Source organism: Streptomyces sp. NPDC014889 (assembly GCF_043081205.1).
In the GTDB taxonomy this organism is placed as follows: domain Bacteria; phylum Actinomycetota; class Actinomycetes; order Streptomycetales; family Streptomycetaceae; genus Streptomyces.
Genome location: NZ_JBIBWH010000009.1, coordinates 288,537 through 300,413, shown reverse-complemented (window position 1 = coordinate 300,413; position 11,877 = coordinate 288,537). Strand labels below are relative to the sequence as shown.

Genomic DNA, 11,877 nt, shown 5'->3' with positions numbered 1-11,877 from the left:
CCGAGCATGAAGAAGCGCAGCATGCTCGCCCTCGCGTCCCTGGCCACCGGTTTCGTCGTGGCCGCCGTCTCTCCGTCGCACGCCGTCGACCACGACGGGCTCGGCGACCGGAGCGTGAAGGACATCGTGGGGACCGTCGACCAGGTCGTCGGTCAGGAAGGCCTCGCCACGGACGACGACGCGTCCGGGCACCACCACGGCTGACGCCCGCCGGCCGAGCACGGCGCCGGTACCCCCGCCGCGGGGGTGCCGGCGCCGTCCTGCGGGCAGCCCTCAACTGCGGCTGGTTTCCGTGACAGGGTGAAGCGGGCAAGCCACAGGGGGCCGACAGCAGAGGGGGACCCGTGATCGTCTGGATCAACGGCGCTTTCGGTGCGGGGAAGACGACCACCGCACGGGAACTGATCGAACTGATCCCGAACAGTACGCTCTTCGACCCCGAGGTCATCGGCGGTGCGCTGACATGTCTGCTGCCGCCCAAACACCTCGCCGAGGCCGGCGACTACCAGGATCTGCCGATCTGGCGGCGCATGGTGATCGACACGGCGGCCGCCATGCTCGCCGAGCTGGGCGGAACGCTCGTGGTGCCCATGACCCTGCTGCGCCAGGAGTACCGCGACGAGATCTTCGGCGGGCTCGCCGCCCGCCGCGTCGCCGTACGGCATGTACTCCTGGCCCCGGCCGAAACGATCCTGCGCGAGCGCATAGCCCACCGGGAGGTCCCGCCCGACCTGCCCGACGGCGAGATACGCGTCCGCCAGTGGGCCTACGACCACATCGAGCCCTACCGGACCGCCCTGGCCTCCTGGCTCACCACCGACGCCCACCCCGTCGACACCAGCGCCCTGACCCCGCACGAGAGCGCCGTGCGCATCGCCGAGGCCGTCGGCAACGGTGCCGTGCCCGTCTGCGACATCGTGCAGACCCCGGAGCCCACGGCCGAGACCGTCGCCTCCGGAGTGCTCCTCTTCGACGAACAGGACCGCGTGCTGCTCGTCGACCCCACCTACAAACCCGGCTGGGAGTTCCCCGGCGGTGTCGTCGAACCCGGCGAGGCCCCGGCCCGCGCGGGAATGCGCGAGGTCGCCGAGGAGACGGGGGTACGGCTGGACGAGATGCCCCGGCTTCTCGTCGTCGACTGGGAGCCGCCCGCGCCCCCCGCCTTCGGCGGTCTGCGCTTCCTCTTCGACGGCGGCCGGCTGGACTCCGCGGCGGCCCGCCGTCTGCTGCTGCCCGGACCCGAGCTGCGCGACTGCCGCTTCGTCACCGAGCGGGAGGCCGCCGATCTCCTCCCACCCGTCCGCTACGCCCGGCTGCGTTGGGCGCTGCGGGCCCGCGAGCGCGGCGCGGCGGTGTACCTGGAGGCGGGCGTCCCGGTCGGCTGACGCCCCCGTGCCTACGCGGAACGCGCTGCAGGGACGGAGCTGTCGCAGGCGCCGTCCAGTTCCTCGTACGGATAGGGGGTCAGCCTGCTCTCCTTGCGCAGGCGGTCGTGGAAGGCGTTCAGGCGCGCGGCGACCGGCGCGTGACGGGTCAGGAGCGCCGCGGCCGCCGGCGGCACGCCCTCGGGCCGCGCGCCCTCGGCGCAGGCGCGGACGAAGGCGCGGCGCTCCTCCAGGTCGTAGGTGTACAGGGCGTTGACCAGCCAGTTCACCAGGTGCGTGACGGTGTAGGCGCGGTCGTAGCCCCGGTGCCTGCCGAAGAAGTCGCGTTCCCGCTCGGTGAGCCGGAACCGGTCGCTCAGCGCGAGACCGAAGTCGGAGAGGTACAGCCGGGTGCCGTCGGTGAGGATGTTGTGGAAATGCGCGTCCAGGTGCAGCAGCCGGTGCTCGTGCAGGAAGCCGGTGAGGGCCTCCAGACCGGCTTCGACGAACTCGCAGGCGCTGTCCGCCGCGTCGCCGTGCAGCCGGGCGGCGAGCCAGTCGTCCGCGGTGTGCGGCACGTACTCCAGGAACAGGATCAGGCTCGCGGTGGCCGTGCGCAGGGCCTCGACGCGGTGCTCCACCTGCGGGGCACCGCCCCAGTAGGCGACGGTCCGCTCCACGTCGGCCAGCAGCTCCGGCATCGGTCCGGGCGTGTCGGGCAGCGCCCGCCAGTGGTGCAGCAGGGGGAAGCCGGGGAAGCGGCCGGAGAGCACCCAGTTCGTGGTCATGCGGTGCGCGGCGAGTTCCCGCCACGCCCCGAGTCCGGGGCTGCCGATGCCGTAGTGGAAGTAGGGCGGCAGGTCGAAGAGGTTCGCGGTCGACCGCAGATGGCCGGGGCGCCGTTCGACGTCGGTCAGGCGCACGTACTTGACGAAGACCTGGTGGCCGTCCACGTCGACGATCGCGGAACGGCCGCCGATGCCGGTGCCGAACGGCTCGCCGCCCGCCAGGAGTTGAGCGAGTTCGTCGTCGCTGAGGAGCGAGAGCGTGGTGGAGATGCCGGCGTGGGCCGCGATACGTGTGGAGAGGTCCATGATCCCATCCTCAGCCGGACGACGGGTGCCCGTCAGCCTCTTTTGCCTCGGGAACGGCCCACCGGGGCAAGGGAGTCGAAGCCGAGGCTGTCGTGAGCGCGTCCGCGGCCCGGGCCCCCACCGCACGGCGGGGGCCCGGGCCGCGGGCAGCGCGGAGGGTCAGCTCGCCGCGTAGTTGCGCAGGAACAGGGCCTCCGTGACCGACAGGCGCTCCAGCTCCTCGGGAGAGACGCTCTCGTTCACGGCGTGGATCTGCGCCTCCGGCTCGCTCAGGCCGATCAGCAGGATCTCGGCCTGCGGGTAGAGCGCGGCGAGGGTGTTGCACAGCGGGATGGAGCCGCCCTGACCGGCGTACTGCATGTCCTGGCCGGGGTAGGCGACCGCCATCGCGTCGGCCATCGCCCGGTAGGCCGGGCTGGTGGTGTCGGCGCGGAACGCCTGGCCCTGGCCGATCTGCTCGGTGCGCACCCGGGCGCCCCACGGGGTGCGGGCCTCCAGGTGGGCCTGGAGCAGCTTGGTCGCCTCGCCCGCGTCGACGCCCGGCGGCACCCGCAGGCTGACCAGGGCGCGGGCGCCGGCCTGCACGGACGGGGTGGCGCCGACGACCGGCGGGCAGTCGATGCCGAGCACGGTGACGGCGGGGCGGGCCCAGATGCGGTCGGCGACCGTGCCGGAGCCGATCAGCTCCACGCCGTCCAGCACCTTGGCGTCCTTGCGGAACTGCTCCTCCTCGTAGGCCAGGCCGTCCCAGACGGAGTCGCCGGCCAGGCCGTCGACGGTCGTCGAGCCGTCCTCGGCGCGCAGCGAGTCGAGGACCCGGATCAGCGCGGCGAGCGCGTCCGGGGCGGCACCGCCGAACTGGCCGGAGTGCAGGTTGCCTTCCAGCGTGTCGACCTGGATCCGGACCAGGGTCATGCCGCGCAGGGTGCTGGTGACCGTGGGCAGGCCGACGCGGAAGTTGCCGGTGTCGCCGATCACGACGGTGTCGGCGGCGAGGAGCTCGGGATGCTCCTCGGCGTAGCGCTCCAGGCCGCCGGTGCCCTGCTCCTCCGAGCCCTCGGCTATCACCTTGACGTGGACCGGGACGCCCCCGTCGGCCTTCAGGGCGCGCAGGGCGAGCAGGTGCATGATGAGGCCGCCCTTGCAGTCGGCGGCGCCGCGCCCGTACCAGCGGCCGTCACGCTCGGTCAGCTCGAAGGGCGGGCTGGTCCAGCCGGCCTCGTCCAGCGGCGGCTGCACGTCGTAGTGGGCGTAGAGCAGGACCGTCTTCGCCCCCTCCGGACCGGGCAGGTAGCCGTAGACCGACTGGGTGCCGTCCGGAGTGTCGAGCAGCGCCACGTCCGTGAAGCCCTCGGCGCGCAGCGCGTCCGCGATCCAGTTCGCGGCGCCCTCGCTCTCGCTCTTCGGATACTGGTCGAAGTCCGCCACCGACCGGAAGGCCACCAGCTCGGCGAGTTCCGCCCGCGCCCTGGGCATCAGGGACGCGACGGTCTCCGCGACCGGATTCGACGACATGGGCAGGCTCCTTGTAGGTGCGAAGGAGAACTCGTGAGTATGGGGAAGATACTTCCGAGCACTTCTGTATTCCGGATGATCGTGTCAGCGTAGGCGCGACCCCGTGTACGCGGCACGTACGCTGCTGATCCTCCCACAGCGGCCCACCGCCGGGGCCGCCGTAGGATGCGTGGGACAGCAGCGGCAGGCGGCTTGATCGGGAGCGGTAGACCATCGTGAGCAGCGACAACTCTTCGGCGGACGACGTGCAGCGGGTGTGGGACGTCGTCGTGGTGGGCGCGGGACCCGCGGGGGCCTCGGCCGCCTACGCGGCAGCGGTCGCGGGACGGCGCGTGCTGTTGCTGGAGAAGGCGGAGCTGCCCCGGTACAAGACGTGCGGCGGCGGGATCATCGGCCCCTCGCGCGACTCGCTGCCGCCCGGCTTCGAGCTCCCGCTGAAGGACCGCGTGCACGCGGTGACCTTCTCACACAACGGCCGCTTCACCCGCACCCGCCGCTCCAGGCAGATGCTGTTCGGGCTGATCAACCGGCCGGAGTTCGACCAGCAATTGGTCGAGCACGCGCAGAAGGCGGGCGCCGAGCTGCGGACCGGCGCCGCTGTCTCGCGGGTCGAGCAGCACGGTTCGGCGGTGCCGGACCGGCGCACGGTCGCCGTGGTGCTCCAGGGCGGTGAGACGGTGCTCGCGCGTGCGGTGGTCGGCGCCGACGGCAGCGCCGGCCGGATAGGAGCCCATGTCGGCGTGAAGATGGACCAGGTGGACCTCGGCCTGGAGGCGGAGATCCCGGTGCCGGAGACCGTCGCCGAGGACTGGCGCGGGCGGGTGCTCATCGACTGGGGCCCGATGCCGGGCAGTTACGGCTGGGTCTTCCCCAAGGCGGACACGCTGACCGTAGGGGTGATCTCGGCGCGCGGCGAAGGCGCCGCCACCAAGCGGTACTTGGAGGACTTCATCGCCCGCCTCGGCCTGGCCGGGTTCGAACCGAGCATTTCCTCGGGGCATCTGACCCGCTGCCGTGCCGAGGACTCGCCGCTCTCGCGCGGGCGGGTGCTGGTGTGCGGGGACGCGGCCGGACTCCTCGAGCCGTGGACGCGCGAGGGCATCTCCTTCGCGCTCAGGTCCGGGCGGCTTGCGGGGGAGTGGGCGGTGCGCGTCGCCGAGGCCCACGACGCGGTGGACACCCGGCGCCAGGCACTGAACTACGCGTTCGCCATCAAGGCGGGCCTGGGCGTGGAGATGGCCGTGGGCAAGCGGATGCTCGCGGTGTTCGAGCGCCGGCCCGGGATCTTCCACGCCGTCCTGACCGGCTTCCGGCCCGCCTGGAAGGCGTTCAAGGAGATCACGCAGGGTTCGACCTCGCTCGGTGAGCTCGTCCGCACCCACCCCATGGCCCACCGCGCCCTGACCGCGCTGGACCGGCGGCCGGCCCCGCCCGCCGCCGAGGACGGGGCCCCGGTCAGTTCCTGACCGTGATGCGGAAGACCGGGTGGTCGGGGGCGGCCGCGGCGATCTCCTCGTCGGAGGACTTCGCCGTGACGCCCTTGAAGTACCCGTCGACCTGCCAGCCCCACCGCTCCAGATAGGTACGCAGGACCGGCAGCTTCTCGGCGTCGGGCAGCTCCACCGCGGTGAACTCGCGGACCTTGCGCCCGACGCGCAGTTCCCCGCCGCCCGCCGCGCGCATGTTGCGCACCCACTGGGAGTGGCCGCGCGCCGAGACGAGGTACTGCGCGCCCTCGTAGGTGTGCGGGTTGACCGGAATGCGCTGCGGCTTGCCGCTCGTACGGCCGCGCACCGTCAGCTCGGCCGAGCCGGCGAGGCTCAGCCCGCGGCGGGCCAGCCAGCCGATGACGCCGTTGAGACGGACGGCCGTCGGGCTGCCCTTGAGGTAGTACGGCGACGCGGAAGGCGAAGCGGGCGAAGAAGAAGACGACATGGTGACCCCCACGGGTTCGGTTCGGGAGAGCAGTGCTCTCGCTCGATGAACAGTGTGGGGTGGATCGGCGATCCAATGCAAGAGCGGTGCTCTCTTTTGTGTGCAGTGCTCCGAATTCATGGAACACTGGTCCCCATGAGGACCGCACAGGGAGCCCGCGCCAGGGCCAGGACGGAGATCACCGCCGCGATCAAGGACGAGGCCCGCAGACAGCTCGCGGCCGAGGGCGCCGCGAAACTCTCGCTGCGCGCCGTGGCCCGCGCGCTCGGCATGGTGTCCTCCGCGCTGTACCGGTACTTCCCGAGCCGGGACGACCTGCTGACCGCGCTCATCATCGACGCCTACGACTCCGTGGGCGAGGCCGCGGAGGCGGCGAACGCGGCGGCGTCCGGCGCCGAGCCCCTGGAGCGCTGGACCGCCGTGTGCGAGGCGGTGCGCCGCTGGGCGCTCGCGCATCCGCACGAGTACGCCCTCATCTACGGCACTCCCGTGCCCGGATACACCGCCCCGATGACGACCGTCCCGGCCGCGGCCCGCGTCGGACTGGTCCTCATCGGCATCGTGCGCGACGCCCACGAGCGGGACGGGCTGACCGGGCCGCCGCTGCCCGCCGAGCTGCGGGCCGAGGCCGAGCGGATGACCGCGGACCTCGCGCCCGGCCTGCCGCCCGAGGTGGGGGCCGCGCTCGTCGCCGCGTGGGCGCAGTTGTTCGGGCTGGTCGGGTTCGAGCTGTTCGGGCAGTTCAACCGGGTGGTGGAGGAGCGCGAGCCGTTCTTCCGGCACGCGGTGGTCCGGCTCGCGCACGGGATCGGGCTGGAGGCCTGACCGCTGCCGGGGCCGGCCGGACCTGCGTGGCGCGTCCTCCCCTCGCGGGAGGCGCGTACTTCCCGGGGAGTACGCGTGATCACCTCGCCCGGGTGACGCCCCCGGCGGCGCCGGGCGTCTAGCGTGGCGGTCATGACGGAGCAGCGCGTACGCCGGGGCGGCCCGCCGCAGTGGTGGCGGCACGGCCCCCCGTGGTGGCACCGCGCCGCAGACGAGGAGGCGGAGCCCGGCCGCCGCCGGCCGTGGCTCTCCACGGCGCTGTTCACCGCCTTCGTGCTCGTCGGTACGCACTTCTCGGCACACAACCAGCACGCCCACCGGGAGCCCCTGGACGCCTTCGGGTTCGCGCTGCTGCTCGTGACCTCGGGGATGCTGCTGTGGCGCAAGCGGTATCCGGCGTTCGTGGTGTGCGGCACGGCGGCGACCACCCTCGTCTACTACGCCGCCGGATACCCGTACGGACCGGTCTTCCTGGCCGTCGTGATCAGCTGCTTCAGCGCCGTCGTCGCCGGGCACCGCAGGGCCGCGTGGGCGGCGGTGGGCTCCCTGTGGGCCGCGCACGCGGTGATCTCGCTCTGGCTGTACCGCTGGCTGCCCCCGCCCGGGGACACCGCCGCCTCCTGGGGGCAGGAACTGGCCGTCGCCACCTGGGTGGTGGCCGTCGTCGCGGTGTCGGAGCTGGCCCGCGTGCGCCGCGAGCAGTGGGCCAAGGAACGCGCCGAGCGCGCCCAGGCCGCCCGGCGGCGGGCCGACGAGGAACGGCTGCGGATCGCCCGTGAACTGCACGACGTCCTCGCGCACAGCATCTCCGTCATCAACGTCCAGGCCGGCGTCGGACTCGCCCTGCTGGACACCGACCCGGAGCAGGCGCGCACGGCGCTGGCCACCATCAAGGCCGCCAGCAAGGAGGCGCTGGGGGAGGTGCGTCAGGTGCTCGGCACCCTGCGCACCCCCGGCGATGCCCCGCGAGCTCCCGCGCCGGGCCTGGGCCGGCTGTCCGAGCTGGTGGACCAGGCGGCGGCCGCCGGGCTCACCGTCGAGCTGGAGGGGACACCGCCCCGCCTTCCGCCCGGCACGGACCTCGCCGCCTTCCGTATCGTCCAGGAGGCGCTCACCAACGTCGTACGCCACTCGGGCTCGCGGCACGCGCGTGTCCGCCTCGACCACGACCGCCGGGCGCTGCGGCTGCGCGTCGACGACGACGGGCCCGCCACCGGGGCGGACGCCGGCGGCAGCGGCAACGGCCTGGCCGGGATGCGGGAGCGGGCCGCCGCGCTCGGTGGCACCATCGACGCGGGCGCGCGCCCCGACGGCGGCTGGCGGGTGCTCGCCGTGCTGCCCCTGACGACCGAGGAGGAGAACCGGTGATCCGGGTACTGCTGGCCGACGACCAGTCGCTGGTACGGGCCGGCTTCAAGGCGCTGCTCGACGCCCAGCCGGACATCGAGGTCGCCGGGGAGGCCGCGGACGGTGAGGAGGCCTTGCGCAAGGTGCGCGAGCTGAGCCCCGACGTGGTGCTCATGGACATCCGCATGCCACTGCTCGACGGGCTGGCCGCGACTCGCCGCATCACCGGCGAGCCGCGGCTGAAGGACGTCAAGGTGGTCATGCTCACCACCTTCGAGCTCGACGAGTACGTCTTCGAGGCGATCCGCTCGGGCGCCTCCGGCTTCCTGGTCAAGGACACGGAACCCGACGAACTCCTGCGCGCGATACGGGCGGTGGTCGACGGTGACGCCCTGCTGTCCCCCGGCGTGACGCGTCGCCTGATCGCCGAGTTCGCCGCCCGCTCCAAGAAACCGGCGGCCGCCGGCGCCCTCGCACAGCTCACCGAACGCGAACGTGAGGTGATGGCCCTGGTCGGTATCGGCCTGTCCAACGAGGAGATCGCCCGCCGCCTGGTCGTCAGCCCCCTCACCGCCAAGACCCACGTCAGCCGCACCATGGTCAAACTCGGCGCCCGCGACCGCGCCCAACTGGTCGTCCTGGCCTACGAATCGGGCCTGGTGCGCCCGGGCTGGCTGGGCTGACCACCCCGTGCGGTGCACGCGGCCCGGGGCGGGTCACACGGTCCACACCGAGGGCGCTGGCGCGGCACCCCACGGTGGCGGTCGCCGCGACCGGCGTCTCGAGCAGGCGGTGCCCGGCCCGGCGGCGCTGAGGATCGGCCGTCCGGCGCAGTGACGTGCGGGCGTCCGCGACGGTGCGATGCCTGCGGCACACCCCCGCACCGCGGCCGTATGACGCGGCAGCCCCCGGTACTCGCCACCCGGGGACGGACCAGCGCCGCGGCGGCGGGCCCCGTCCGTTCGGCGGGCCGGCGCCCGCCGCCGGGGGGGACGGGCGGGCCACGGCGGGGGGTACGGCGCGGTCTCCGCCGGAGGCGGCGGCACCGGACCGGCGTAGGTCGCGTTGCGGTACTCCATTCGGCGGGTTGGGCTAGAAGGTGACTCCATTGCCCACGTTCCGGACGGCGATCATGACGATGTCCCCCTTCGGTGCCTCCTTCGGCGGCCCGGACCCGTTCTCCGAGATCCTCAACCGTTTCTTCGGCATGACGCCGGGCGCGGCGCCCCCGCAGGTGCAGCGGGTGCCGATCGGACGGCTGCTGACCGACTCCGCGCGCGAGCTGATCAACCAGGCCACCGGAAGGGCGGCCGAGGACGGCAGCTCCGACCTGGACACCGAGCACCTGCTCTGGGCGTGCACCCAGGTGGAGCCCGCCCGCGGCCTGCTCGCCCAGGCCGGAGCCGACCCTGACCGCCTCGGCGCGGCCCTTGCCGAGGCGCTGCCCGGCGAGAGCGGCACCCCCTCCGCGCAGCCCGGCCTGACCCCGGCCGCCAAGCGGGTGCTGCTGCGCGCCTTCGAGCACTCCCGGGCGGCCGGAGTGTCGTACATCGGCCCCGAGCACATCCTCGGCGCGCTGCTGGACACCCCCGGCGCCGCCGCGGCCCGCGCCCTCAGCGCCCACGGCATCGAGACGGACCAGTTGCGCCGCAGCGCCGACACCGCCTCCCGCCCCGACACGGCGCCCGGCGGGGCCGAGCGGTCCCCGAGCGACACCCCGACCCTGGACCAGTACGGGCGCGACCTGACCGAGGAGGCCCGTGCCGCGAAACTGGACCCGGTGGTGGGGCGGGCCGCGGAGATCGAGCAGACCGTCGAGGTCCTCTCCCGCCGCACCAAGAACAACCCCGTCCTGATCGGCGAGCCGGGCGTCGGCAAGACCGCGATCGTCGAGGGGCTGGCCCAGCGGATCGTCAACGGGGACGTGCCGAAGACCCTGGAGAACAAGCGGGTGGTCGCCCTGGACCTCACCGGCCTGGTGGCGGGCGCCCAGTACCGGGGCCAGTTCGAGGAGCGGCTGAAGAACGTCATCGACGAGGTCAAGGCGGCCTCCGAGTCGACGATCCTGTTCCTGGACGAACTGCACACCGTCGTCGGCGCCGGCGCCACCGGCGAAGGCTCCATGGACGCGGGCAACATCCTCAAGCCGGCCCTCGCCCGCGGTGAACTGCACGTCGTCGGGGCCACCACCCTCGACGAGTACCGCCGGTACGTGGAGAAGGACGCCGCCCTCGAGCGCCGCTTCCAGCCCGTCATGGTGCCCGAGCCGACCGTCGAGGAGACCGTGCAGATCCTGGAGGGGCTGCGCGACTCCTACGAGGCCCACCACCAGGTCCGCTACAGCGACGACGCGCTCGTCGCCGCGGCCGAGCTGTCGGACCGCTACGTCACCGACCGGTTCCTGCCCGACAAGGCCATCGACCTGCTCGACCAGGCCGGCGCCCGGGTGCGCCTGCGGTCCCTGGGCCGGTCCACCGAGGTCGTCGAGCGCGAGGACCGGCTGGCCAAGCTGCGCCGCGAGAAGGACCAGGCCGTCGCCGCCGAGGCCTTCGAACGGGCCTCCGAGCTCAAGGACCGGATCGCCGAGGTGGAGACGGAGCTGGAGGGTCTCGCCGAACGCCGCGAGGGCGTGCTGGAGGTGACCGTCGACGACATCGCCGACGTGCTGTCCCGGCGCACCGGCATCCCGGTCGCCCAGCTCACCGAGAGCGAGAAGGAGCGGCTGCTCAAGCTGGAGGACGCGCTGCACTCCCGGGTCGTCGGCCAGGACGAGGCCGTCACCGCGATCGCGCAGGCGGTGCGCCGCAGCCGCGCCGGCATGAGCGACCCCAACCGGCCCGTCGGCTCGTTCCTGTTCCTCGGCCCCACCGGCGTCGGCAAGACCGAACTGGCCAAGGCGCTCGCCGAGTTGCTGTTCGGGGACGAGGACCGGATGGTCCGCTTCGACATGAGCGAGTTCCAGGAGAAGCACACCGTCTCCCGGCTCGTCGGGGCCCCGCCCGGCTACGTCGGCCACGAGGAGGCCGGCCAGCTCACCGAGAAGGTGCGCCGCCAGCCCTACAGCGTGCTGCTCTTCGACGAGGTGGAGAAGGCCCACCCGGACGTCTTCAACACGCTGCTCCAGGTCCTCGACGACGGTCGGCTCACCGACGCCCAGGGCCGTACCGTCGACTTCCGCAACACCGTGGTCATCATGACCTCGAACATCGGCGCCCAGCGGATCCTCGCCCACCACGGGGACGTCTCCGCCATCAAGGACCAGCTGATGGGGGACCTGCGCGGACGGTTCCTGCCCGAGTTCCTCAACCGCATCGACGACATCATCATCTTCCACGGCCTCAGCGAGGACGACCTCGGCCGGATCCTGGACCTGCTCCTGGACCACAGCCGCCGCCGGGTGCGCGCCCAGGGCCTGGACCTGGAGGTCACCGACGCCGCGAAGAAACTGCTGGTCGCCCACGGCCACCAGCCCGAGTTCGGCGCCCGTCCGCTGCGCCGGACCATCCAGGCCGAACTCGACAACCGCATCGCCTCCCTGCTGCTGAGCGACTCGGCCGACCCCGGCGACACGATCGTCGCGGACGTCGTGAACGACGCCCTGGTCTGCCGGGTCGAACGCCCGGAGGTCCCCGGCCGGATGACCTGACGGCCGGCTCATGAACTCCTCGTCCTCGGCGCTGAGCGGGAGCAGGACGAGCCGGCCGTCGCGGTGGGGTGCCCGGTGCGGCGCGCCAGCCCGCGCGACTCCAGCGTGCGCGAGGGGTTCTTCAGGTGCTGGCCGACCGCGGAGGCGGCCC

Annotated in this window: 10 protein-coding genes; 7 read left to right on the top strand and 3 right to left on the bottom strand. The window is 73.1% G+C overall.

The window, feature by feature from the left end; translation table 11 throughout:
* Nucleotides 1-6 precede the first annotated feature (6 nt).
* Nucleotides 7-204: a hypothetical protein gene (locus tag ACF09J_RS20220; RefSeq protein ID WP_392306800.1), complete on the top strand. Its 198-nt coding sequence runs from the start codon at nucleotides 7-9 to the stop codon at nucleotides 202-204.
* 140 nt (nucleotides 205-344) lie between these two features.
* Nucleotides 345-1,385 carry an NUDIX domain-containing protein gene (locus ACF09J_RS20215; protein ID WP_392306799.1) on the top strand — a complete coding sequence of 347 codons (1,041 nt, stop codon included), beginning with the start codon at nucleotides 345-347 and terminating at the stop codon, nucleotides 1,383-1,385.
* 11 nt (nucleotides 1,386-1,396) lie between these two features.
* Here the strand turns inward: ACF09J_RS20215 and ACF09J_RS20210 are convergent, their stop codons facing one another.
* Both ACF09J_RS20210 and ACF09J_RS20205 read right to left on the bottom strand, forming a co-directional pair.
* On the bottom strand, nucleotides 1,397-2,458 hold the full coding sequence (locus ACF09J_RS20210; protein ID WP_392306798.1) for a protein kinase family protein: 1,062 nt from the start codon (nucleotides 2,456-2,458) through the stop codon (nucleotides 1,397-1,399).
* A gap of 159 nt (nucleotides 2,459-2,617) precedes the next feature.
* Complete coding sequence (locus ACF09J_RS20205; protein WP_392306797.1) at nucleotides 2,618-3,973, bottom strand: dipeptidase; 1,356 nt, start codon at nucleotides 3,971-3,973, stop codon at nucleotides 2,618-2,620.
* A gap of 215 nt (nucleotides 3,974-4,188) precedes the next feature.
* Between ACF09J_RS20205 and ACF09J_RS20200 the strand changes: the two genes are divergently transcribed.
* Nucleotides 4,189-5,439, top strand: a complete 1,251-nt coding sequence (locus tag ACF09J_RS20200) for a geranylgeranyl reductase family protein (RefSeq protein WP_392306796.1) — start codon at nucleotides 4,189-4,191, stop codon at nucleotides 5,437-5,439.
* Here ACF09J_RS20200 and ACF09J_RS20195 read toward each other — a convergent pair.
* A complete protein-coding gene (locus ACF09J_RS20195; RefSeq protein ID WP_392306795.1) occupies nucleotides 5,429-5,908 on the bottom strand; it encodes a nitroreductase family deazaflavin-dependent oxidoreductase in 480 nt (159 codons plus the stop codon). The two genes, ACF09J_RS20200 and ACF09J_RS20195, sit on opposite strands and share 11 nt — an antisense overlap.
* Before the next feature lie 135 nt (nucleotides 5,909-6,043).
* Here ACF09J_RS20195 and ACF09J_RS20190 point away from each other — a divergent pair, with 135 nt between their 5' ends.
* The 4 genes from ACF09J_RS20190 (at nucleotide 6,044) to ACF09J_RS20175 (ending at nucleotide 11,726) form a co-directional block, all read left to right on the top strand.
* The gene (locus ACF09J_RS20190; RefSeq protein WP_392306794.1) at nucleotides 6,044-6,733 is read left to right on the top strand and encodes a TetR/AcrR family transcriptional regulator; all 690 of its coding nucleotides are present in this window, start codon (nucleotides 6,044-6,046) and stop codon (nucleotides 6,731-6,733) included.
* A gap of 132 nt (nucleotides 6,734-6,865) precedes the next feature.
* Nucleotides 6,866-8,101: a sensor histidine kinase gene (locus ACF09J_RS20185; RefSeq protein ID WP_392306793.1), complete on the top strand. Its 1,236-nt coding sequence runs from the start codon at nucleotides 6,866-6,868 to the stop codon at nucleotides 8,099-8,101.
* Nucleotides 8,098-8,763, top strand: a complete 666-nt coding sequence (locus ACF09J_RS20180; protein WP_392306792.1) for a response regulator — start codon at nucleotides 8,098-8,100, stop codon at nucleotides 8,761-8,763. Before ACF09J_RS20185 ends, ACF09J_RS20180 begins: the two co-directional genes overlap by 4 nt.
* Nucleotides 8,764-9,212: 449 nt before the next feature.
* The gene (locus ACF09J_RS20175) at nucleotides 9,213-11,726 is read left to right on the top strand and encodes an ATP-dependent Clp protease ATP-binding subunit (RefSeq protein WP_392306917.1); all 2,514 of its coding nucleotides are present in this window, start codon (nucleotides 9,213-9,215) and stop codon (nucleotides 11,724-11,726) included.
* Nucleotides 11,727-11,877: the final 151 nt, after the last annotated feature.

What these genes read in the sequence shown, in the direction of transcription:
- ACF09J_RS20220 (WP_392306800.1), top strand. Translation starts at nt 7, where the DNA reads ATGAAGAAGCGCAGCATGCTCGCCCTCGCGTCCCTGGCCACCGGTTTC.
- ACF09J_RS20210 (WP_392306798.1), bottom strand. Translation starts at nt 2,458, where the DNA reads ATGGACCTCTCCACACGTATCGCGGCCCACGCCGGCATCTCCACCACG.
- ACF09J_RS20205 (WP_392306797.1), bottom strand. Translation starts at nt 3,973, where the DNA reads ATGTCGTCGAATCCGGTCGCGGAGACCGTCGCGTCCCTGATGCCCAGG.
- ACF09J_RS20195 (WP_392306795.1), bottom strand. Translation starts at nt 5,908, where the DNA reads ATGTCGTCTTCTTCTTCGCCCGCTTCGCCTTCCGCGTCGCCGTACTAC.
- ACF09J_RS20190 (WP_392306794.1), top strand. Translation starts at nt 6,044, where the DNA reads ATGAGGACCGCACAGGGAGCCCGCGCCAGGGCCAGGACGGAGATCACC.
- ACF09J_RS20185 (WP_392306793.1), top strand. Translation starts at nt 6,866, where the DNA reads ATGACGGAGCAGCGCGTACGCCGGGGCGGCCCGCCGCAGTGGTGGCGG.
- ACF09J_RS20175 (WP_392306917.1), top strand. Translation starts at nt 9,213, where the DNA reads ATGACGATGTCCCCCTTCGGTGCCTCCTTCGGCGGCCCGGACCCGTTC.